Below are 21,463 nucleotides of genomic sequence, written 5' to 3'. Positions count from 1 at the left end.
CCGCACTCCGCTAATTTACGCCGCGAGTTGTGCCGAATGTTCTGACGATGGACAGGGTGGGGAAAAATATAATTGCCTGCGGGCTGATGAATCGACCGCGACCGGCGGGCGTTGGCGACCCGGGTCAGCTGCCGAGCGCGGGTATCGTCAGATAGAGATCGCGGGCGAAGCCGGTCATTCGCGCGACCATCCAGGGGCCCAGCAGGATGAGTACCAGCCCGGCCGTCAATATCTTTGGAACATAGCTGAGCGTGATTTCCTGGATCTGGGTCGCGACCTGGAACACCGATACGATCAGGCCGACGATCAGCGTCGCGGCCATTGCGGGGCCCGCCACGATCGCGGCATTCCATAGCATGTCGTTGAGATAGTCTAGCGCCCGGTCGGGAGACATATGCACACCTGCCAATGTTCGAACCAAGATATGGGCGGAAATGCGAGCGCTGTATAGTTACAAAAACCCTTCGCATAAGAAGGGATTATCCCGCTTGACCGCTTCGTAAAATAAAGGAATCTATGTGATCCCCGAGTCTGGGGATGGGGCGGGAAAAATCATGGGGCTTATAGAGGCAGCGACAGCCGCCATTACGGGCGCGGAGCGTCGTATCGAAGTTGCGTCGAAGAATATCGCCAATGTGCAGACGCCCGGTTACAAGCGCGAAATTCCCTATACCGAGATTGCAGGCGCAGTCGACAATAGCTCACTCGGCCGAAACAGTCTCCCGTCTACCCGAACCGCCATCTTTACCGAGCCTGGCGTGCTGACCGAAACCGGTAACCGGCTGGACCTGGCCGTTCGCGGCGAGGGATATGTGTTACTGCGCGATGGTGATCGCTTTTTCCTGGCACGCGGCGGACAGTTCCAGCGCGACCGTGAAGGCGCACTGGTCGACGGACAGGGCCGTCTGGTCCAGCAAGCCGGGGGCGGCGACTTGCTGCTCGACACCGACGCACCCGAAATCCTGCCCGACGGAACCGTCCTGTCCGATGGCGTACCGGTCGGCAATATTGGCCTTTATGCGGTCGGCGGCGACGTCGATGTCGCGTCTTTTCAATCGGGGATGAGCATGGATCAGGCGCTGGCGCTCGCCGAGAGCGACGCCGGCGAAATCGCCCAAGCTATGGTCGAGCGATCGAATGTCGTTCTCTCCGACGAAATGATCGGGTTGGTGCGAACCCAGCGGATGGCCGAGGCCGGGGCACAGGTGGTGCGCGCCTATGACCAGTTGTTGGGCCAGGCCATTTCGAGCTTTGGCAGGAGAGGATAATGAACCAGGCGTTGGAAATCGCAGCCGTGTCCCTGCGCGCGCAGCAGCGCGCGCTCGAGACCATGGCGAACAATATCGCCAATGTTAACACGCCGGCGTTCAAGCGCTCCGATGTCATCTTTGCCGAGGTGGTCGGCAACGGTCCGGCCCCTGTGAACCGTACCGAGGAAATCGCCCGCAACGCGATGCTGCAATCGGGCGGCGTTCATTTTGCCGCACGGGATATGATCTCGCTACAGGGCGAGATGCGGCCGACCGGCAATGCGCTCGACATCGCGGTTGACGGCCGCGGCTTCATTGAGCTCGCCGGCCCGGACGGCCAGACATGGCTGTGGCGTGGCGGACGGCTGACGGTCAATCGCGACGGCTATCTCGCCGCGGCCGACGGCGGCGTGCTGCAATCGCTGATCGCGGTTCCCGACGATGCATCCGAGCTGACGATCGGGCGCGACGGCGTGGTGGCGGCCAAGACCGCCGATGGCGACACCGTCGAACTGGGCCAGATCATGCTGGTCCGGGTCGACAGCGACGCCAGCCTCGAGCGGGCCAAGCCCGGCTTATACCGAACGCTGGACGAGGCACGCGTAACCGAGGCTGTCGCCGGCGAAGACGGAACCGGGACGATCGAACAGGGCATGACCGAGGAATCGAACGTCGATTTTTCGGCCGCAATGGTCCAGCTGCTGATGATCCAGCGCGCCTATGCCGCCAATGCACAAGTCGTCCAGGCGGCCGACCAGATCTCCTCGCTGTCGAACAACTTGAAGCGATAGGGGGCTTGGTGGTCGCATCCGCTTTCCTTTTGACCTTGCTGATGGGCGGCGCGGCGGAAACGGGCGTGGAAACCACCGCACGCATAGCCCTGCACGACGATGCCCTTCGGATCGCCGATATCGCAATCGCACCGTCCGAAGAGAATCGGGTCGTCGCGCGGGTGCCGCGCCAGGCATCCGGCCTTTCGCTTACCGAAGAACAGCGCCGCACCCTGTTGCGCAATCGCGTGCCCGGCCGCCAATTTCGGCTACGCCACACCGGGACCATATGGGTCGAACGCGGTGCGGCGAAATCTCCGTCCCATCTGCTGGGCGGCCACTGCTACTCCGCGCGGACCGACCTGCCCGCTGGGTCGTATCTCGATCGCAACGCCGTGGCCGAAACCGCCTGCAAAGCGGGGGCGGCCGAGCGGCAGCTGGGCTATGATGCCGATGCGAGGGCGATCGTCGCGCGCCGCACCATATCGGCCGGCAGCTATCTGGGCCGGCTGCGACTGGACGACCGCGCGCCCGTTGCGTCTGGACAGGCGATGGTGCTGCGGACCAGCATCGGACCGGTTACCGTCGAACGCAACGTGACGAGCCTGCAGCCGGGCCGGCATGGCAAGCGCCTTTTCGTGCGCACCGACGACGGGAAGCTGCTCGCATCGACGCTGACCGGAACGCAGCGGGCGGAGGATCGTTGATGCGCCTGCCCCTCCTCGCCGCCGCATTGCTGATCGGACCGGCAACCCACGCCGAACAATTATATCGCGGCGGCCAATGGGCGGGGGTCGCCACCGACAATCGGGCCCAGTCGGTCGGCGACGTCGTCATGATCCTGATTTCGGAAAGCGCGAGCGCCACGAATCGCGTCCGCAACAATTCGAGCAAGAGCACCAGCCTGTCGGGTGGCATTTCGGTCGGCTCAATCGACGAGAGCGCCGACTTCGGCCTGCGCGGCGGTTATTCGGGCAGCGGCGAGGTCGAGCGCACCGACCGTTTCGTCGCGCGCATGGCGGCGCAGGTCGTCGAGGTCCTGCCCAACGGGGACTTCATCGTCGAAGGCAAGCAGAACCTGACGATCAATGGCGAACGACGTAATATAGCGGTGCGCGGACAGGTCCGCCAGGTCGATATTTCCAGCGACAATTCGATCCCGTCAGCGCGGCTCGCCAATGCGGAGATCGACTATGACGGCAAGGGATGGGTCAGCCGCAGCGCCCAACCGGGGCTGATCAACCGCATCTTCAGCTTTCTGGGGATCGGCTGATGCGGCGGTTGTTCCTGTCCCTTTTGGCCTTGGCGACACTCGCGCTGCCGATCGCCGCCGCGGCGCAGGACGCGCCGATCAAGGCGCTGGGCCGGTTCGACGGCTGGCGCGAGAACTCGCTGATCGGTTATGGCGTGGTCATCGGGCTCGCCGGAACCGGCGACACGCGGCGCAGCGAAGTGACGCGGCAGGCGCTGCGTAATGTGCTGAGCCGGCTTGGCACCAGCGTCAGCGAAGAGCAGATCAACAGCCGCAACGCCGCTGTCGTCATCGTGACGGCAACACTTCCGCCGTCGGCCAACCTGGGCGACCGTATCGATGCGGTGGTCTCGTCGATCGGTGATTCGCGTTCGCTGGCGGGCGGCACCCTGCTGATGACGCCGCTGCTCGGCCCCAATCAGCAGCCCTATGCGCTGGCGCAGGGGCCGTTGACCGTCGGAGGCTATGATTTCGAAGACAATTTGAACCGGCAACAGCGCAATTTCCCGACCACAGCGGTGCTGTCGGGTGGCGCCACGATCGAGGCGCCGGTCGACGCGCAAATCCTGAAGAGCAACGGGGAAGTCTCGTTCCTTCTCAACCATCCGAGCTTCACCACGGCATCGCGGATCGCCGCGGCGATCAATGGCCGACTGGGCGGCGGCGTGGCCTTTGTCCGCAATGCCGACGAGGTCGTCGTCCGCTTTGGCGGTGGGCAGGGCGGCCTCCCTATGTTCGTCGCCGACATCGAAAATCTGCGCGTAGATCCCGATAGCCTGGCACGGATCGTCATCAATGAACGGACGGGCACGATCGTCGCCGGCGCCGAGGTGCGCATTTCGAGCGTCGTCGTCTCGCAGGGCGATATCCGGGTGACGGTGACGAGTGAAAATTATGCGAGCCAGCCAAGCTTTATCGGCGGCTTTGCCAACGACGTGCAAAGCTTGATCGTCACGAACACCAAACTGGACGTGGACGAAGGGTCGAACGATACGGTCGCGACCTTCCCCAACACGACCGTCGGCGACCTAGTTCAGGGGCTATCGCGTTCGCGCGTCGGCACGCGTCGCATCATCAACATCCTCCAGGCGATCAAGGCGGCGGGCGCCCTGCACGCCGACATCGTCGTCCAATAGGGAAATAGCCATGTCGTCGGTTTCGGAAATATTGGCAATCAAGGCGATGGACGGCCTGTATCTGCGGGCCGCCGCGATCGCCGAGAATATTGCCAACAGCAACTCGCGGTCGTTCCACATCCAGACCGTCGATTTCGAGGACGCGTTGCGCCAAGCGACCCTGCGCGGTCCCGATGCTCTGGCCGAGTTCAAGCCCAGCCTGCAAAGGGCGGCCGAAGCGATCACCGGCGGCGATGTGCGGCTGGACCTGGAAATGGCCAGCGCGTCGGCGACCTCGCTCCGTTACTCGGCGCTATCCGATATTCTCAACCGCCAGATGCAGCTCAATCGCCTGGCGATCAGGGGTGGGCAATAAGATGGAAGCAATGCAAATCAGCCGGTCGGGCATGGATGTCGAGTGGCAGCGACTGCAGGTCATCGCCCAGAACATCGCTAATATGAACACGACGCGGACCGCGGGCGGCGGCGTTTACCAGGCCCGCCGTTTGGTATCGGGCCCGGTCGAAGGCTTTGCACAGATCCTGTCGCGTTACCCGGGCCAGCCCGCGCCCCCGAAGCGCGGCGTCACCGTCTATGACATCGCCGCGACGAACGCCGCAACCCAGCGGCTTTTCGATCCGTCGCACCCCCATGCCGACGACGGCGGTTTTGTGACGGTGCCGGCGATCAGCCAAGCCGAAGAGATGACGTTGATGATCAAGACCACGCGCGCCTATGAGGCCAATCTGGTGGCGCTTTCGGCGGCGCAGCAAATCTATTCGAGCGCGCTGCAAGTCGGGCGGCAGGCATGAGCGGCATCGCGGCCCTAGCGGCGATCGGCGCGGCTCCGGTCGAAACGGCCGCCATCGCCTCCGCCCGTCAGGCCGCGGCGCCACAACCCGTGGCACCCGTCGATTTTTCGACACTGATGTCGGAAGGCCTGACGTCGATGGACGCCAAGGTCGCCCATGCCGATCAGATGGTCAGCCGCTTCGCGCTCGACGACAGCGTCCCGCTGCACCAGGTCACGATCGCGCTCGAGGAAGCGCGGCTGTCGGTCGAGTTCGCCATGCAGGTCCGGCAGCGCTTCGTCGAAGGCTATCGCGAACTCATGAACATGCAGCTTTGACGCCGATCCATGCCATCCATCCCCCGCCAGCAAATTGTCCTGATCGCCGTCCTCCTCACGCTGGTGGTCGGGCTGTTGTCGATCGCCTATTTCCTGTTCTTTCGCACGCCGATGATCCCGGCCTATCAGAATATCCGACAAAGCGATGCCTCGGCCATCGTCGCCGAACTGGACAAGGCGGGCATTCCGTTCCGCCTCGAGAATGAAGGCCATGACGTCCTCGTTCCCGAGGATCGCGCGTCCGAAGCACGCGTCGCGGTCGCGGGGTCCAACGTGGCGCTGGGGGGTACCGTCGGGTTCGAACTATTCGACAATTCGGACATGGGGCTGACCGAATTCGCGCAGAAGATCAATTTCCAGCGCGCGATGCAGGGCGAATTGTCGCGGACGATCATGATGACGCAGGGCGTCGAATTCGCCCGCGTTCATCTGGCACTCCCCGAACGGTCGATTTTCCGGGCCAGCCAGGGCGACCCGACCGCCGCCGTCACGGTCCAGATGATCGCCGGCCGGCCGCTTTCGCCGCAGCGGGTCGAGGGCATCCAGCGGCTGGTGGCGTCGGCCGTCCCCGGCCTGTCACAAGCCGCAGTGTCGGTCCTCGACGAGAATGGCGATCTGGTCAGCGCGGTTCCGGCCAACGATAACGGCTATGGCGCCCCGCTCGACGAGCGGTCGGCGCTGGCGCGATATTATGAAGCGAAAGCATCCGACGCGATCCGCGACGTAGCACCCGATGCCCGTTTCGAAGTGACCGTCAACGTCCGGCGTCCGCTGCAGCCCGAAGGCGTCGGCAGCGCCGAGACCGATCGCGGCATGCCAGCTCGCGATACGATGATCCTGGATGTTTCGGTTCGAACGGCAGCGGTGCTGGCGACCGATGTCGAGGGCCAGATTACCGCCGCCATTTCCGACAGCCTTACATTGGACAGAGGGCGCGGCGACACGCTGAAATTTGCGGTCGGTCCGGTCGGCATGACATTCCAGCGCCCCGACGCCCGGCAGGAGGTTCGCCAGCCGCCGGTGGACAACCGCCGGCAAGCGGACAATTCGGCCGCGGATTGGCCGTTCGGGACCAGCTGGCGGCCTTGGGCGCTTCTCCTCGTCTTCCTCGCCATATTCGCGCTGGCCGTGCGGCCGCGGCGCCGGCTGGACGACGCGCAAGCGCTGTCTTTTGCCGAGCATCTGAAATCGACCACGCTCGATCGAGAGGGTCGCAATGCGGGATGATCCGATCGATTTCGACACGCTGATGGCGCAGTTCGACAAGCTCGGTCACCGGGACCGCAAGGCCGTGTTGGCGCAGTTGACCCCGGACGAGCGCGATCGCATCGGCGCCGCGATGGCCGCGCAGACCGAAGCGCGGCGCAAAGAGGCGGAGCGAGCCCGGCGCGCGGGGCGACAATTTGCAGGCTATTCGCCGTGGCTCGCAGAATTGCTGCAACAGGCTGGCGCCGACAAGGACCGGGGCAACAAGGGAGCAGTCAATCTGAGCGACGCCGCATGGCGGTCGGTTGCCAACATTCACCGCGCGATCCACAATGAAGACGAGGCGGCCCCCGAAGGGTTGCTGGCACAGATACGTGCGTGGGGTAAAACGCTGCTTTCGCCGCAGGCGGGAGAGCGGCGATGACGCTGATCAAGGGCGATACGGCGCTTGCGAAGCGGGCCGCGGCCTTTCGGTCCCGGACGTCGCAACCCGACAGAGCATTTGCCGCAAATGGCACAACGATACCGATCATCGAAGACGCGACCCCGGAATCGGACGATCGCGGCCGTCAAATTCAGGCGCTGCTCGCCCAAATCGATGAAATGGAAGCGGCCGTGCGCGCCGCACAGGGCCGACACGAAGCCGAATGCGCCGAAGCCCGCGAACGCGGCCGCGAGGCAGGCTTTGCCGCCGCCACGACGCGTGAGCAAGAGCGCGTCGATGCGCTGAAGGGCGCCATCGGCGAGGCGCTCGCAACGCTGGAGCGAAAGATCGATAGCGAGCGCGACCTTGCGATTGATATCGCCCGTGCAGCGCTTGATCGCATCGTTGCCGATCCCTCGCTCTATCACGGACTCGTAACGGAAACCGCACGGCGCAATGCCGCCGGCTTGCAGCGCAGCAGCATCGTCGGGTTGCGGGTCAGCGTGGCCGATTTTCCCGATGCCAATGCGCTGGCGGCGCTGCCGCCGCTTGGCAATCATGTCAAAGTCGAAGCCGATCCGTCGCTGGAGCCGGGCGCCTGTATTTTTGACCTGTCGCTGGGATCGCTCGATGCGTCCATCCCGCGGCAATTGGCCGCGATAGAAGGCGCGCTCGAGCAGGCCTATCGCAAGGCAATTTCGGCATGACCCGCCACCACCACCCAGCGCTCGACATGATCCGGCACACCGAGTTGGTGGCCTATACCGGCGGGATTTCGGCGATCGGCCAAAATGGGCTCGAAGCGCTGGGTCCGCTTTGTTCGGTCGGCGAATTTTGTGCGGTCGCCACCGATGGCGGCGACACTATCCTGGCCCAGGTCGTGTCGGTCGACGATCGCAAAATTCGGTTGCTACCATTGGGCCCGACCGACGGCATCCGGATCGGCGCCGAGGTAGTGCGCGCGATCGAGCGGAGCCGGCTGACGGGCGGCGACGCCTTCGCCGGCCGCGCCGTCGACGCCTTTGGCGAACCGATTGATGGCAAAGGTCCGCTCGCCACCGTCGCCGGCGGGGCCTCGGTCGCCGGCAAGCCCGGCAAGCTGGATCGCACGATCGTTGCCGAGCGGGTCTCGACCGGAATCCGCGCGGTCGATGGATTGATCCCGATCGCGAAGGGACAGCGGATCGGAATTTTTGCCGCGAGCGGCGTCGGCAAGACGACCTTGGTCGAGCAGATGTCGGGCCGCGTCGATTGCGACCATTGCATATTGTGCCTGATCGGCGAGCGCGGGCGCGAGGTCGAGCGGCTGTGGCGCATGCACCTGGAAGGCGAAGGCGGTGATCGCTTCACCTTGGTCGCGGCGACATCCGATGAAAGCGCGACCGCGCGCGTGCGGGCGCTCGATCAGGCGCTGGCCATCGCCGAAGAATGGCGCGCACAGGGGCGTCATGTCGTGCTGTTCGTCGATTCGGTGACCCGCCTTGCGATGGCGCTGCGCGAAATCGGGCTGGCGGGCGGAGAGCCTCCGACGCTCCGTTCTTATACGCCCAATGTGTTCGCCGCGATGCCTCACTATGTCGAACGGTGCGGCGCCGATCGGCGCGCCGGCCAGATCACGGCGATTTTTACCGTGCTGGCCGAGTCCGACGATGTCGAGGATCCGATCGTCGAATTGATGAAATCGTTGCTCGACGGTCATATCATACTGTCCCGTCGCCTTGCCGAAAAGGGTCATTTCCCGCCGATCAACATTGGCGGCAGCGTCAGCCGCGTCGCCGATCAGGTCATGCCCCCAGCGACGCTCGACGCCGCGCGGGTCATCCGACAATATTTTGCCGAATATGACGATGCGCGGCCCATGATCGAAAGCGGCATCTATCGCACGGGGAGCAGCGCCGACATCGATCGCGCTATCCGGTTGCAGCCGCATATTACCGAATTCCTGCGCCAGAATTCGGAGGAGGTCGCAACGCTTGCCGACACCGACGGCGCGATGCGCCAGATTCTGGCGATGGCGCGATGAGCCGCCGCCCACAGCCCGCGCGCTTCGCGCGCCTCGCGATGCTTGAGGATCTTGCCGCGCTTGAGCGGCGGCGCACGCTGGAAAGCGCTTGCGCCGAAACCGATCAGCACAGCGCAAAGGCGGCCCTACTGACCCAGGATCTCTTGGCCGCCGAAGCCGGGCTGGAGGCGATTTATGCCAAGGACCGGCTTTGCCTGGACAGCCTGAGGCTCGCGGCCTGGATCGTGGGCGACAGCGAGCAGGCGCTGGTCCGCGGCAAGGCGGCGCTCGATCGGGCGCAATCCGACGAACGCGAAGCGGGGCTGGAATGGATGGCGGCGCGCCACCGTACCGAATGGTTCAGCAATCAGGCGCGTACATTGCAAAAGAAGGAGGCCGACAGGCGCGACGAAACGGCCGAAAGCGAAGCGCGCTCCTTGCGCCTTGCGATGCGCCCCGGAGTGGTAATGTGAAAGTTTCGACTGACCTTCCATCGGGCGTGAAGCCCGTAAGCCGGGCCATGATGGCGCCGCCGCAACAGCCGAAGGGCGGGAACGGCGGCTTTGCCCATCTGCTGCACGGCGCGAATGGGCATGGGCGAGCCGGGGCGACGCGGCCCGACCTTGTTGTCGAGGGCGGCAACAGCCGTTTCGAGGTCGAAACAAGAATTGGCGACGACGCGGTGCGTTTCGACGCGCGGCCGATCGTCGCGCCGATCGGAGAGCCGGACGTATCGGACAGCGCCGAGGCAAATATCGGCTCCTCGCCCGTCGGCGAAGCGATCCCTGCCGGGGTGGCGACGCACGCCGACCTGATGGAACTGGTCGGCCATCTGGTCCAGCGCCTGCCGGTCATCGCGGACCGATTCACGGGAAAGCCCGGCCCGGTCGCCACGCCCGAAACGGCAGCTGCGCCCCCTGCCCGCGCCCGCCTGATCGCCGGAGGTTCGGAAGGAACGCCGCCTTCGCCGGGCGGCCGCGAATCCCTGCCGCTCACGGTCAGGGTGACCGAGGACCCGATGGCCGCGAAACCATCGACCCCGCCGGCGCCCGCGCAAACAAACGCGCTCGTGGCACGCATCGCTGCGCTGCCACGTGAAATCGTGATCGTCCTGCGCGGCGTAACATTATCGGCGGAGGAGCACGAAACGCTCGTCGATGCCGCGCAGAAAGAACTCGCTCCGCTTCGGCTGGGCGAACGGACGATCCGGATCGTGGGCGCAGGAGCGAAGGCATGATGCAAGCTGTCAATCCCGTCGGACCGACCCCTTCGCCGTCGCCATCCGGTAACGGCGCGGCTAATTCGCAGGCGACCGACGCCTTTGGCCTGAGCTTTGACGCGTTGCTGAAAATCGTCCTGACCCAGTTGACCTATCAGGACCCGTTGAAGCCGATGGACAATTTTCAGTTCGTCTCCCAGCTGGCCCAATTTTCCCAGATCCAGCAGGGACAGCAGCTGATCGACGGGATGAATACGCTGGTTGCCGCGCAAACCACTGGCCAAGCCGCCAGCTTGCTGGGCAAACGCGTGGACTTTCAGGCCCGCGAGGGCACGTTGAGCGGCAAGGTGAAAGCGGTGGCCTTTGCGAATGGAGCGGCCACGCTGACTATCGAAACGGCGCAGGGCATCACGATCAGCGACCTGCCGCTGGCGAATGTCAGCCAAATCAGGGAGGCAAACTGATGTTTGGTTCGATCTATATCGGGTTGAGTGGTTTGAGCGCCTATTCGAAGGGGCTGCAAGCCGTCAGCAACAATGTGAGCAATATGAACACGCTCGGTTACAAGGCGAGCGACGTGACCTTTGCCGACGTGTTCGGCCGGCAGAGCCAAGGCGGGTTGGACTATAGCAACGCCTTCGAGAATGGCGGGCACGGTGTGACGATCAGCGAGCGCTCAATCAACTTCAAGCAGGGCGAGATCCGCCAGACCGACCGCGATCTCGACCTGGCGATCGACGGCAACGGCTTCCTGACCCTGATCGACGGCGACACGAATTTCTATACGCGCACAGGCAGTTTCGAGATCGACGACGACGGCTATATCGTCCTGCAAGGGACCGAATACCGCTTGGCGGTTCTGGACAGTTCGGGTCGTCCGACGGCGATCAATATCGATACGAGCCGGACCGACCCGCCAGTCGTGACCGATCGGATCACATTCGCCGACAATCTTTCGCGCACGGCGACGACCCACACGATCCCCGACATCAAAGTCTACGACGCACGCGGGAACGAGTCGCGTTGGACGGTTAATTTCTCCCGCGCCGAAACGGTTTTCGACAAATGGACGGTGAAGGTGACCGATTCGACGGGCCGCGAGATCGGCAGCAAAGAGTTGAAGTTCGTGGCGGAGAATGTCGCTGACGATACGAAGGAACTGCTGTTCGAAGACAGCACCACGGGCATGTCTGTCACCTTCGATTTTTCAAAGAATGTGAAGTCATTTTCCACCGGCACGGTGTCGTCGCTGAGCGCAGCTGACGTCGCAGGTCATGCAACGGGTTCGATCGCCACCGTCAAGGTCAACGAAAAGGGCGAAGTCGAAATCGGTTATACCAATCAGGAAAAGAAACAGCTCGGTTCGATTGCCATCGCCGATTTTCGTGACCCGCAGGCGCTTGAACAGCGCAGCCGGTCGCTGTTCGTCTATACCGGTCTAGGTCAGCGCCAGTATCTGCCCGCCGAAGACACGCGAATAGGAACCATCAAAGGCGGCCGTCTGGAGGCGAGCAATGTCGACCTCGGTGCCCAATTCGGCGACCTGATCCTGATTCAGCGCGGCTTCCAGGCGTCGTCGCAGATCATCAGCGTCACCAATGATATGATCCAGCAGCTGTTCGGCATCAGAGGACAGGGGTGAAGACTGCCCTGCCCTGGATTCCGTCGGCGGCGTTACGCCATCAGCGCGCGGCCGGGCCATTTGCCGCGGCCGTCGGGTCATGGGCGGAAACCTGGTTCGCCACGGCGGGCTGGACCGCTGCGGACGCTTTCGATTCGAGCGTTTCGCCGGACTGGTCGGTGCTGCGCGACGAAGGCGCCTTTCAGTTGCTGGGCAAGCCGAAAGCGTTATTGGAACTCGCCTTTGCCGTATTGGGTGAAAAGCCCCGGCAAGGCCTGACCGATACCGATTTGCGGTTCCTGCGCCGGCTGGGCAGTCGTGTCATCGACGATTTGCGCGCGGGCGTGGAGGCGATATTGCCATCGGGCGCCGTCGGGATGGGCGCTCCCGGACAACCCATGTGGCGACTGACGGTCGGGCGCGGCCAACAGACGTGGCTCGCGATAGCGCTGAACCAGGCGACGCTGGCCATGGTTACCCGCGCAGGCTTTTCCCGCGCAAGGGATAAAACCCGTCTCTCATCTATACGCGACGCGCTTGACGAGGTGCCGGTGCCGCTGTCGGCACGCATCGGATCGGCGAAGCTCGCCGTCGAGCAGATCGGCGCTTTGGAAGTCGGCGATTTGCTACTGCTCGATGAAGCGGCAGACGCGCCACTTCGCCTGACCGTCGCCGGCCAGCCCAGCGACCTATATTTTGCGATCGACGATAGCGGCGATCGCCTGACCCTAACCATGCAGGAATGATGAATGCCGAGGAAGGATAATAGCGAGACGAGCGACACCGGGATACTGGCCGACGGTGGGGAAAACGGCGACCGCAAGCGGCTCATCGATCATGTCGAAGTAATCTGCGAGGCCATTTTGGGGAGTGGCACCATTACCATCGGCCAGCTGGACAGGCTGGTGCCCGGCGAGATGCTGATGCTCGACAGCTCGCCGGCCGATCCGGCCGAAATTCGCGTCAATGGCAAGGTCATCGCGCGCGGGGAAGTGGTAACCGTGGACGACCGTTTCGCGATCCGCCTGACCGAAATCGGCTGACCGGCAAGCCTTGTTCCGATGTCGATTTCGTTTCTAGTGACGACCGCGCTTGCAGCGCCAGCCTATAGCCAGACCGCCGGGCCGGTGGTTCCCTGGGCGCGGATTGTTATCGCCTTTCTCGTCTGCATCGCTTTCGCGGTCGGCGCGATATTATGGTTGCGTTCGCGGCAGGGGTTGCCGACCAACGTCCGGGACCTGTTTGGCCAGCTGGGACAGCCAAAAGCTTCGGAACCCGCCGAGCCGTTCGAGATCGAGCGGCGGCTGCGCGTTTCGCAGACCGGCCAATTGTTCATCCTGCGCTGCGGCGAACGGCGCTATCTTATTCACACCGGACCACAAGGCGCCCAGAACCTCGATCGCCTGGACGACGCGCCGCCCCCGAGCGAGCCGGCTTCATGAGAAGGGCCGTTCTGCTTGTTTCGGCGATCGGGTTGGCGGTGGTCGCCGCGCCCGCCATCGCAGCGCCGACAACGGGCGTCGAGACCGAAGTGACCCGCACCGCTCTCCTGCTGACATTGCTTGCGGTCATCCCGGCGCTCATCGTCAGCACGACCAGCTTCCTGCGCATCGTCATCGTCCTCGCCATGGTTCGTCACGCCTTTGGCATGCCGCAAACGCCGCCGAATGTCGTGCTGACCAGCCTCGCACTCTTCATGAGCCTGTTCCTGATGGGACCGACGCTCGACCAGATCAACAAGGACGCGTTGCAACCCTATCTCGAAGGGAGCGCGAGTACCGAACAGGCGATGGAAAAGGCGTCGGCCCCGCTGCGAGATTTCATGCTGGCACACACGCGTGAAAACGACATCGAAATGATTTATGTCGTCGCCCAGAGGCCGCTGCCCGAGCGTGCCGAAGATATTTCGATGCTAAAGCTGATTCCGGCCTTCATGCTCAATGAATTGCGCGTGGCTTTCACGATCGGTTTCGTCGTCCTGCTTCCATTCCTGCTCATCGACCTTGTCGTGTCGAGTATCCTGCTGGCGCTGGGTATGATGATGGTGCCCCCAGCGACCATATCGCTGCCGATCAAAGTGCTGATGTTCGTACTGATCGACGGCTGGAGCCTGATCATGCAGGGGCTTTTGGGAAGCTTTTCGTGACCAGCAAGTCGGCGAGCAAAGGGCTGGCTTTGCTTGTCGACGAAGACCGGGCGGTTGCCGCTCTATGGCGCAATCATATGGAGGCGGGGTCGGCGACGACCCGGTTGGCCCTGTTCCGGCACTATCAACCCTATGCGCGGCGCCTTGCCATCGATCATGTACGCCGCATGCCGAATCTGGGTCTGGAGCGCGGCGATTTCGAGCAGCTGTCCATGGAAGCGCTGCTATATTCCATCGACCGCTTCGACCCCGCGCTCGGCACGCGTTTTGAATCCTTCACGCGGCTGCGGATCAAGGGGCATATCCGCAATGCCCTGACCAAAGCCAGCGAGGCGAGCGCGCAATATGGCTATCGCCGCCGCGTCGAGCGCGACCGGCTGCGTTCGCTGCGCGAACAGGATGCGGGCGAAGCGCTGAAATCGGTCGACGGGCTGGCATCGATCGCCGCAAAAATCGCCATCGGCCTGATATTGGAAGACCAGGCGGCGGTCGAACCCGACGACCTGCCCTCCACCGATCCATCGGCCTATGACACGCTCGCGTGGCGCCAGCTCTGCGGCGAGCTGGGCCGGCGGCTCGATCATTTGCCCGACAAGGAAGCCTTTGTGATCGATCAGCACTATCGAAACGACCTGCAGTTCCAACAGATTGCAATCCTCATGGGGTTGAGCAAAGGTCGGATATCGCAGTTACACGCGACGGGATTGGAACGGCTGCGCAAGCAGATGTCCAGGATTGGCTGAGGGGAAGCGGCAAAAATGGCGGACGCATTGGCAAGCGATGCAGAAATCGCGGAACTGGTACAGGCGATCGAAAGCATCGATGTCGGGGACGATGACAAGGTCGGGACGCTGATCCGGCGTTATCCGGAGGATCCGCGTCTCCATTTCATGCAAGGCTCGATCCTGGCGGGAAAGGGACGCGCGATCGAAGCGCACAAGGCGATGAGCCGCGCGCTTGAACTGGCACCCGCATTTGCCCTCGCCCGTTATCAGCTCGGTTTTTTCGAAATGACGTCGGGCGAACCGGAGCGGGCGCTGTCAACTTGGGGGCCGTTACTGGCGGCGCAGCGCGACAATTATTTGCGGGTGTTCGTCGAGGGCATGACCCATCTGATCCGCGACGAATTTGCCGAGGCGATCGCGCGCTTCGAGGCGGGTATTGCGCTCAACAACGAAAATATCCCGATGAACAATGATATCCATTTGCTGATCGCCGAGTGCCGAAAGCTGCTGGAACGCAGCAATGGCGGCGATGACGAATTGTCGGCGACAAGCCTGCTGCTGAATCGCTTCGGCGGCAGCGGCACGTTGCAATAGGATCGCAGGGTCGTGGTGATGATCGGCAATGTCGACCAGGTCATGGCCTTGGTCCGCAGCCAGCTCGAGCGGATGAGCCGCGACAAGCGGGTCGGAAGTACAGGTAAGGCGAACCGTGGCGGACAAGCCCCCGCGACCGACAAGAGCCGGCTGCATGCCCTGTCGAGCCTGTCCGATTTGCCCGACGGCGAGTTCGAACGCCTGCTCGTCGGCGCGCTGCTTTCACGCGAGTTCGGCGAGGAAGTCTCGCAAGATCCACGATTCCAGTCGGTTGTCGATCGAACCTGGAAAATAATGCGCGACGATGAAGGGTTGCGCGCGACGATTCAGCAAGTGCGTCGCGGTCTGCAAGACGGCCGCCAGGATCGTTGAAACAGCCGTGAGCAGGCGCGCCTAGAGCGCCATGCCGACGAGCAAATCTGCCAACGTCTTTCCGTCGGGGGTCAAAGGCTGGCTGGCGGCAATCTCGAAAATCCGCCGCGCCTTTTCGTCATCGCCCTCCGCCGCGGCAAGTATCGTCGCCGTCAGTGCCGCCGAAAAAGACTGACGATCGAGCCGCAAGGCGATTTCGAGCCGCCGGCGGGCCGATTCAAAATCCCCCGCGAAAGCATCCAACGCGGCCAGCGAGCCATGTGCCTCACCGAAATTATCATCCTTTTCCAAAGCCGTATTAAAACGCAACCGCGCCGTTTCGGCATCGCCGGCAAGAAGATGGGCCCACCCGGCTGCAAGCCAGCTGCCCAGATGGTCGCCAAATTGCTCGGCTCCGCGATCCAGAAAAGGAAGCGCCGCCTGGCTGTTGCCGCCGGCCAGTTCGACGAGGCCGAAGCCGACATTCGCGCGCGGATTTTCCGGGCGGGTTTCGAGCGACCGGGTAAACAAGAGACGCGCTTCGCCCAGGCGCTGCTCGCCCAGTTCCAGCGTGCCAAGCGTCGACAGGGCGTCGGGATGCTCCCCGCCCTTCTCCGCGCAGCGCCGCGCCAAGTCGGCACGGTCGATGTCCATCGCCAGCACCGAAGCGGCGGCCTGAAGCGGCGCATAATCGGGAAAACGCGCCACATAGGCGTCGAGCTTTTCCTCCGCCGCATCAAATTCGCCGAGATGGTGATGGATCTGCAAATCCAGCATCGCCGCCTGCGGCAAATCACTATCGCCGATGTCGCCCAGCGTATCGCGCGCGCTGGCGTGATCGTCGGCCAGCGCCTGGCTCCACGCCAGATTGAAGCGGACCCCTGGGTCGTCGGGATATTCCGACAGCAACCAGCTGAAATGCCGCTGCGCCACGACCTGGTCGCCGTGTCTCATCGCTGCGAGGCCGGCCAGGTTGCTGCCCCGGGCATCGAGGGCGTCCGACGCATCGAGAGGCGCCAGGATCTGATAGGCGAGTTCGATCCGATCGGCCTCCAGCGCCGCCTCGGCGCAGTCGGTCGCCAGAGAAAGATTGTCGCGATCCTGTTCGAGATAGCCGAGCAATCGCTCGAGCCGAGCCTCTGCCTCGCTTTTACCATTTGTCATCGACCGATTTCCTGTCGTCTGTTCTAGCTGACCGCAGCGGGTTCGAGTTTAATGACGTCAAACGAACTGAGCGAGACACGAAGCGGAATTTCTTCCACCGATATCACCGAAAGTTGCGGCATCGTCCGTTGGGTGAGGCGCGCCATCGTCCGGCGGAGCGGCCCTGCGCACAGCAGCACCGGCGCGCGGCCCTGCCGGATCATCCGGTCGACGAGGGGCGCCAGTCCTTTCAGCAATTGCTCGGCAAGCCTCGGATCGATCCCGAGCAGATTGTGGCTGCCGGCGGCCCCGACCTCGGCGATGATGCGGTTCTCCGCCCTGGGGTCGAGACTGAGTACGGCGAGGTCTTCATGATGACCGCGCAAGCCGTTGCAGATCGCGACGCTCAGCTTCTGCCGTATCCGTTCGACCAATTCGGCGGGGTCGCGTTCGCTGCGGCCGACGTCGACGAGGGTTTCCAGAATCAGGTCGACGTTGGCGATCGAGACCCTTTCCTGAAGGAGCATTTGCAATACGCGCTGGACGTCGGAAACCGTCATGACATTGGGGATCAATTCTTCCACCAGCCCGGGTTGCCGTTCGCGCACCAGATCGAGCAGTTCGACCGTTTGCGCGCGCGTCAGCAACGCCGGCATTTCCGCTTTGATGATCTCCGAAAAATGCGTGACGAATACAGTTTCGGCATCGACAACGCTAAAGCCCGCATCGCGTGCCCCCGCCACTTGCCCTTCCTCGATCCATGTCCCCGCTATGCCGAAGGCAGGGTCGCGGCCATTGATCCCCGGCAAATTCGGGGCGTCGGGGTTCGAGCGCAGCGCCAGTTGACGGTCTGGGAAAATCTGTCCGCTGCCATGCGCGACGCCCTGGATCGCAATTTCATAGTCCAGACTGCCGATTTCGGTCGACCCGCTGAACCGCACCGCCGGGTGGGCTATCCCGAACACCCGTTCATGTCCGGCGCGGCCCGCCGCGATCCGGTCGAGCAGCAAGTCCTGACGCAATTCCCAGCGCTCCATCAGCTCGGCGCCCAGGCGAATTTCGATTGCCGGAGCCGGGCGGCCCGTAGCCGATGCTGCGCCATCCTCCTCTTCTTCGATTTTGGCGGCGGATTTTTGCAGGCGGCGGATCCGGACCCAAGCATAAAAACCGGCAACGCCGACGATTGCGATCGGCCATTTCGGCATGCCAGGCAACAGCATCAACGTCAGCAGGATGCCCGTAACGATGAGCGGGATGCGCGGCACCGACGACAATTGGCTGAAGATTTCGGTGCTGAGCTGGCGGTCGGCCGAGGACCGGGTGACGATGATGCCGGTCGCGATGGAAATGATGAGGGCAGGCAATTGGGTCGCGATGCCGTCGCCGATCGTCAGCAGGGTGAAGCGTTGCAGCGACTCTTGCCAACTCATCCCCATTGTCACGATGCCGACGATGAAGCCCGCGATGATGTTGATCAGAAGGATGATGATCCCGGCAACCGCGTCGCCCTTCACAAATTTGCTGGCGCCATCCATCGCGCCGTAAAAGGAGGCCTCACGTTCCAGTTCCTCGCGCCGCGCCTGTGCCTGATGCTGATCGATAAGGCCCAGGTTGAGGTCGGCATCGATGCTCATCTGCTGACCAGGCATCGAATCGAGCGTAAAGCGCGCCGCCACCTCCGACACGCGCTGCGCACCCGAGGTGACGACAACGAACTGCACGACGACGAGGATTGTAAAAACGACCAGCCCGATGACGAAATTGCCCTGCACCGCATAGGAGCCAATCGAGCCAATCACGTCGCCGGCATCGGCGCCGGTGAGGATCAGGCGCGTCGCCGCGACATTCAGCGACAGGCGAAAGAGCGTGGTGACGAGCAGTAATGATGGAAAAGTCGAAAATTCGACCGGCTTGCCGACATAGAAGGTCAACAGCAGGATCGTGAAAGCCAGACCGAAATTCAGGATGATCGCGAAATCCAGTATCGCCGGCGGGATCGGCGAGAAGAGGATCAGGATGATGATCAGCGTGGCGAAAACCAGCACCAGATCCTTGTTGCGTTGGAAGACACCCTTGAACATTTTTTACCTTACGCTGTCGTCGGCGAAGCATTTTCCGCCCGGGCAAAGGAACGATAGATGGCTGCCACGGCATGGAAATGCTGCGGCTGAATAAGCTGCCCCGATGGGCAATCAGCGTAGAGCTGCCGCGCCAGCGCGACGTTGGAAATCATCGGAATGCCCAGCAGTCGCGCCTTTCGTTTCATCAATTGTGCGAAATGGCCCTGCCCCTTCGCCCGGACTTCGGGTGCGGCCATCGTCTGTGCATCGTAGCGTAGCGCCACCGCATAATGATCGGGATTGACGATCAGTATGTCCGACCCGGCGACGTTTCCCAGCCCCTCGGTCTGCGCGCGCATTTGCGCGTGAATATCCCGCCGCTTCTGCTTGAAGCGCGGTTCGCCTTCGCGATCCTTCGTCTCGCGGGTTAGTTCGCGGCGGCTCATCCGCATCTGCTTTTGATATTCGCGGCGAACAAGAAGCTGGTCGATCACCATGAAAAAAACCGCAAGCCCGATAAAGACGAACAATAGCCGCATGACGCTCGATTCCATCGCCACGGCCAGCCGGCCGGCATCCGAAAGCGTCGGGCCGAACCGCTCAACCGCGGCGGAAATGACAAGCCATGCCGCAACCGAATAGACGACCATCTTCAGGATATTCTTGAGCGTTTCCTTGAGCATGCGGACCGAAAACAGACGTTTCAGACCTTTCGCCGGATTGAGGCGCTGGAAATCGGGTTTGAGCGGCTGGGTGGTGAAAAAGAAACCACGCAGCTGGATCAGCTCGAGCGTGACGAGAATGATCAATATGACGACGCCCAGGGTCAGGAGCGGTTGCAAGGCAAGCCGGAACAGCGATTGCGCGAGATCCACCGCTTCGCCCGGTCCCTTCGCCGTCTCAACTCCCCCGAGAAAGGACTGGCGCAGCGCTGCGGCAAGCCGGGCGAAATAGGCGTGCCCGCCAATCAGCGCCACCGCCGTCACGGCAAGCAGGCTGCCCACGAACCCCAGGTCCATGCCACGCGCGACCTGCCCTTTTTCGCGCGCCTTGCGGAGCTTGAACGGCGTCGCTTCTTCGGTTTTGTTCTGTTCCTGCCCCTCGCTCACCCGACGCTCCACCAATTGGTCGGCGCGGTGATGGCGAGCCGCAATATCCGGAGGAACAGCGCGCCGGCCAGCGCGATAGCCAAAGGCAGGGTGACGAGCAGCAGCATCGCTTTCACCTGGAACCCCAACAGGAGGACGTTCATCTGCGGCAGCGTCCGTGAGAGAAAGGCGATGACGATGTCGGCAAGGAAAATCGCCAGCATGGCCGCGCCGACAAGCCCGATCGCGAGGATGAAAACCGTGCCGATATAGGATCCCAGCGCAGCCATGTCCGGGGTCAACAGGCCGTAGCCGACCGGCATTGTCTCAATCGACGCCACCCATAGCGCGAGCAGGTCATATTGGCCGCCCGTGGTGAAGAAAAGCGCCGCCGCTCCATACACAAGAACCGTTCCGGCCAGCGGCATTTCCTCGCGCGTCGTCGGGTCGGCCAATGTCGCGAGACCATATCCGGCCTGAAAATCGAGAACGCCCCCAGCCCACAATATGGCGCCGAATGCGAGTTGCAATGCGAGCGCGATCGATATCCCGATCGCCAGCTCCCCCGCCATCAAACCGATGAAACCATGCCCCGCGAGGCGATCGGCGGTGAGCGCCGGGCGTGCATCGACGAGCCAGAGCGCAAGGCCGATCGCGATCAATATGCGAACGGTCACCGGGATACGTATGAGCGAAAAAGGCTGTGCGAAGGCGAGCGCGGGGGCGAGCCGCAACGACACCAATAACGACGCCTCCAGCGAATCGACCCAAGCCCCCATAAAACAAGGGTATTGAGCCTAGCGACGAGGCGGTCAAGCGGTCACATTTGATGGACAATCACGCCCCGTTCAAGGCGCCAGCGCGGCCTCGATCGCCCAGCATCGGCGGGGATCCAGCTATGGTCTTCGTCGCGATCCTGGACCCGGCGGATCGTGGTGCCGATCGACGGCGTCACGCGGCCGCATGTGCAGGGACGATAGTCGATCGAGAGATGGTCCGCGGTTACGAACCTCCTTTCACGATCTGGAAGTTGGCGAAGGTGCCGCGTAGCGACGATGCTCCCTCTTAAGGCGACAAAAGACACGCATGTATGAAGCGAAAGTGCCACCTTTGTCGCTTTTAAACGCATCTGTGCCGCGGGCGCGTGACCAAGCACGCGGGAAGGTGGAAGAGAGACGAAGCGCGACATGCGGAGGAGGCTAGCGCGGCGGGATTTTGTAGGACAGCGGTTTTTCAGGAGGGCGCGAGTTTAGGGTCAGGACCCATTGATTTGCGGAGATGGCTGTGATTCAGGCGACCACGAAGGAGCCTGAATTTGAGCGATTTATTCTGGCTGACGGACGAGCAGATGGCGCGTCTTCAGCCCTA

At 62.9% G+C, this 21,463-nt stretch carries 28 protein-coding genes and 1 pseudogene; 23 read left to right on the top strand and 6 right to left on the bottom strand.

The window, feature by feature from the left end; all coding sequences use genetic code 11:
* Positions 1 to 124: 124 nt before the first annotated feature.
* Positions 125 to 394, bottom strand: coding sequence for a flagellar biosynthesis protein FliQ (gene fliQ / locus V6M50_RS15525; RefSeq protein ID WP_332819483.1), 270 nt, complete (start codon positions 392 to 394; stop codon positions 125 to 127).
* A 160-nt stretch (positions 395 to 554) separates the two neighbouring features.
* On the opposite strand from fliQ, the gene V6M50_RS15520 reads away from it, so the two are divergent.
* From V6M50_RS15520 to V6M50_RS15410, 23 genes are read left to right on the top strand one after another with little or no spacing between them, the layout of a single operon-like run.
* Positions 555 to 1,268 (top strand): flagellar hook-basal body complex protein, encoded by a 714-nt coding sequence (locus tag V6M50_RS15520; RefSeq protein WP_332819482.1) that lies wholly within the window; start codon positions 555 to 557, stop codon positions 1,266 to 1,268.
* Positions 1,268 to 2,041: a flagellar hook-basal body protein gene (locus V6M50_RS15515; protein ID WP_332819481.1), complete on the top strand. Its 774-nt coding sequence runs from the start codon at positions 1,268 to 1,270 to the stop codon at positions 2,039 to 2,041. The genes V6M50_RS15520 and V6M50_RS15515 overlap by 1 nt, the downstream gene beginning before the upstream one ends.
* A 29-nt stretch (positions 2,042 to 2,070) precedes the next feature.
* Positions 2,071 to 2,727: a hypothetical protein gene (locus tag V6M50_RS15510; RefSeq protein WP_332819480.1), complete on the top strand. Its 657-nt coding sequence runs from the start codon at positions 2,071 to 2,073 to the stop codon at positions 2,725 to 2,727.
* Positions 2,727 to 3,293 (top strand): flagellar basal body L-ring protein FlgH, encoded by a 567-nt coding sequence (locus V6M50_RS15505; RefSeq protein WP_332819479.1) that lies wholly within the window; start codon positions 2,727 to 2,729, stop codon positions 3,291 to 3,293. The genes V6M50_RS15510 and V6M50_RS15505 overlap by 1 nt, the downstream gene beginning before the upstream one ends.
* Positions 3,293 to 4,408 (top strand): flagellar basal body P-ring protein FlgI, encoded by a 1,116-nt coding sequence (locus tag V6M50_RS15500; protein WP_332819478.1) that lies wholly within the window; start codon positions 3,293 to 3,295, stop codon positions 4,406 to 4,408. Before V6M50_RS15505 ends, V6M50_RS15500 begins: the two co-directional genes overlap by 1 nt.
* A 31-nt stretch (positions 4,409 to 4,439) precedes the next feature.
* Positions 4,440 to 4,763, top strand: a complete 324-nt coding sequence (locus V6M50_RS15495) for a hypothetical protein (protein ID WP_332819477.1) — start codon at positions 4,440 to 4,442, stop codon at positions 4,761 to 4,763.
* Between the two features lie 10 nt (positions 4,764 to 4,773).
* Positions 4,774 to 5,199 (top strand): flagellar basal body rod protein FlgC, encoded by a 426-nt coding sequence (gene flgC, locus V6M50_RS15490; RefSeq protein ID WP_332819476.1) that lies wholly within the window; start codon positions 4,774 to 4,776, stop codon positions 5,197 to 5,199.
* Complete coding sequence (gene fliE / locus V6M50_RS15485; protein ID WP_332819475.1) at positions 5,196 to 5,516, top strand: flagellar hook-basal body complex protein FliE; 321 nt, start codon at positions 5,196 to 5,198, stop codon at positions 5,514 to 5,516. Before flgC ends, fliE begins: the two co-directional genes overlap by 4 nt.
* 9 nt (positions 5,517 to 5,525) lie before the next feature.
* Positions 5,526 to 6,743, top strand: coding sequence for a flagellar basal-body MS-ring/collar protein FliF (fliF, locus tag V6M50_RS15480; RefSeq protein WP_332819474.1), 1,218 nt, complete (start codon positions 5,526 to 5,528; stop codon positions 6,741 to 6,743).
* Between the two features lie 22 nt (positions 6,744 to 6,765).
* Positions 6,766 to 7,146 carry a hypothetical protein gene (locus V6M50_RS15475; protein WP_332819473.1) on the top strand — a complete coding sequence of 127 codons (381 nt, stop codon included), beginning with the start codon at positions 6,766 to 6,768 and terminating at the stop codon, positions 7,144 to 7,146.
* A complete protein-coding gene (locus V6M50_RS15470) occupies positions 7,143 to 7,853 on the top strand; it encodes a FliH/SctL family protein (protein WP_332819472.1) in 711 nt (236 codons plus the stop codon). The genes V6M50_RS15475 and V6M50_RS15470 overlap by 4 nt, the downstream gene beginning before the upstream one ends.
* A complete protein-coding gene (locus V6M50_RS15465) occupies positions 7,850 to 9,169 on the top strand; it encodes a FliI/YscN family ATPase (protein ID WP_332819471.1) in 1,320 nt (439 codons plus the stop codon). Before V6M50_RS15470 ends, V6M50_RS15465 begins: the two co-directional genes overlap by 4 nt.
* Positions 9,166 to 9,621 carry a hypothetical protein gene (locus V6M50_RS15460; RefSeq protein ID WP_332819470.1) on the top strand — a complete coding sequence of 152 codons (456 nt, stop codon included), beginning with the start codon at positions 9,166 to 9,168 and terminating at the stop codon, positions 9,619 to 9,621. The genes V6M50_RS15465 and V6M50_RS15460 overlap by 4 nt, the downstream gene beginning before the upstream one ends.
* Complete coding sequence (locus V6M50_RS15455) at positions 9,618 to 10,385, top strand: hypothetical protein (RefSeq protein WP_332819469.1); 768 nt, start codon at positions 9,618 to 9,620, stop codon at positions 10,383 to 10,385. The genes V6M50_RS15460 and V6M50_RS15455 overlap by 4 nt, the downstream gene beginning before the upstream one ends.
* Positions 10,382 to 10,831 carry a flagellar hook assembly protein FlgD gene (locus V6M50_RS15450; RefSeq protein WP_332819468.1) on the top strand — a complete coding sequence of 150 codons (450 nt, stop codon included), beginning with the start codon at positions 10,382 to 10,384 and terminating at the stop codon, positions 10,829 to 10,831. The genes V6M50_RS15455 and V6M50_RS15450 overlap by 4 nt, the downstream gene beginning before the upstream one ends.
* Positions 10,831 to 12,009, top strand: a complete 1,179-nt coding sequence (gene flgF / locus V6M50_RS15445) for a flagellar basal-body rod protein FlgF (RefSeq protein ID WP_332819467.1) — start codon at positions 10,831 to 10,833, stop codon at positions 12,007 to 12,009. Before V6M50_RS15450 ends, flgF begins: the two co-directional genes overlap by 1 nt.
* Positions 12,006 to 12,734 (top strand): FliM/FliN family flagellar motor switch protein, encoded by a 729-nt coding sequence (locus V6M50_RS15440; protein ID WP_332819466.1) that lies wholly within the window; start codon positions 12,006 to 12,008, stop codon positions 12,732 to 12,734. Before flgF ends, V6M50_RS15440 begins: the two co-directional genes overlap by 4 nt.
* A gap of 3 nt (positions 12,735 to 12,737) precedes the next feature.
* Complete coding sequence (locus V6M50_RS15435; RefSeq protein ID WP_332819465.1) at positions 12,738 to 13,031, top strand: FliM/FliN family flagellar motor C-terminal domain-containing protein; 294 nt, start codon at positions 12,738 to 12,740, stop codon at positions 13,029 to 13,031.
* An 18-nt stretch (positions 13,032 to 13,049) separates the two neighbouring features.
* Positions 13,050 to 13,430 carry a hypothetical protein gene (locus tag V6M50_RS15430; RefSeq protein WP_332819464.1) on the top strand — a complete coding sequence of 127 codons (381 nt, stop codon included), beginning with the start codon at positions 13,050 to 13,052 and terminating at the stop codon, positions 13,428 to 13,430.
* The gene (gene fliP, locus V6M50_RS15425) at positions 13,427 to 14,134 is read left to right on the top strand and encodes a flagellar type III secretion system pore protein FliP (RefSeq protein ID WP_332819463.1); all 708 of its coding nucleotides are present in this window, start codon (positions 13,427 to 13,429) and stop codon (positions 14,132 to 14,134) included. Before V6M50_RS15430 ends, fliP begins: the two co-directional genes overlap by 4 nt.
* On the top strand, positions 14,131 to 14,877 hold the full coding sequence (locus V6M50_RS15420) for a sigma-70 family RNA polymerase sigma factor (RefSeq protein WP_332819462.1): 747 nt from the start codon (positions 14,131 to 14,133) through the stop codon (positions 14,875 to 14,877). Before fliP ends, V6M50_RS15420 begins: the two co-directional genes overlap by 4 nt.
* A 15-nt stretch (positions 14,878 to 14,892) precedes the next feature.
* Positions 14,893 to 15,453, top strand: a complete 561-nt coding sequence (locus V6M50_RS15415) for a tetratricopeptide repeat protein (RefSeq protein ID WP_332819461.1) — start codon at positions 14,893 to 14,895, stop codon at positions 15,451 to 15,453.
* Positions 15,454 to 15,465: 12 nt separating this feature from the next.
* Positions 15,466 to 15,825, top strand: coding sequence for a hypothetical protein (locus tag V6M50_RS15410; protein WP_332819460.1), 360 nt, complete (start codon positions 15,466 to 15,468; stop codon positions 15,823 to 15,825).
* 21 nt (positions 15,826 to 15,846) lie between these two features.
* Here V6M50_RS15410 and V6M50_RS15405 read toward each other — a convergent pair whose 3' ends face one another.
* From V6M50_RS15405 to V6M50_RS15385, 5 genes and pseudogenes are all read right to left on the bottom strand, one after another.
* Positions 15,847 to 16,596: a tetratricopeptide repeat protein gene (locus V6M50_RS15405; RefSeq protein ID WP_332819459.1), complete on the bottom strand. Its 750-nt coding sequence runs from the start codon at positions 16,594 to 16,596 to the stop codon at positions 15,847 to 15,849.
* An 87-nt stretch (positions 16,597 to 16,683) separates the two neighbouring features.
* A pseudogene (locus tag V6M50_RS20345) lies at positions 16,684 to 16,758 on the bottom strand (hypothetical protein); the annotation flags it as partial.
* A 233-nt stretch (positions 16,759 to 16,991) separates the two neighbouring features.
* On the bottom strand, positions 16,992 to 19,028 hold the full coding sequence (locus V6M50_RS15395; RefSeq protein WP_332819457.1) for a flagellar biosynthesis protein FlhA: 2,037 nt from the start codon (positions 19,026 to 19,028) through the stop codon (positions 16,992 to 16,994).
* Between the two features lie 8 nt (positions 19,029 to 19,036).
* The gene (locus tag V6M50_RS15390) at positions 19,037 to 20,116 is read right to left on the bottom strand and encodes an EscU/YscU/HrcU family type III secretion system export apparatus switch protein (protein ID WP_332819456.1); all 1,080 of its coding nucleotides are present in this window, start codon (positions 20,114 to 20,116) and stop codon (positions 19,037 to 19,039) included.
* Entirely contained in the window at positions 20,113 to 20,874 is a 762-nt protein-coding gene (locus tag V6M50_RS15385; RefSeq protein WP_332819455.1) for a flagellar biosynthetic protein FliR, read from the bottom strand. Before V6M50_RS15385 ends, V6M50_RS15390 begins: the two co-directional genes overlap by 4 nt.
* Positions 20,875 to 21,463: the final 589 nt, after the last annotated feature.

The sequence above is a fragment of the Sphingopyxis sp. genome (genome assembly GCF_036675685.1).
Classification (GTDB): domain Bacteria; phylum Pseudomonadota; class Alphaproteobacteria; order Sphingomonadales; family Sphingomonadaceae; genus Sphingopyxis.
This window is presented reverse-complemented; position numbering and strand designations above follow the sequence as displayed.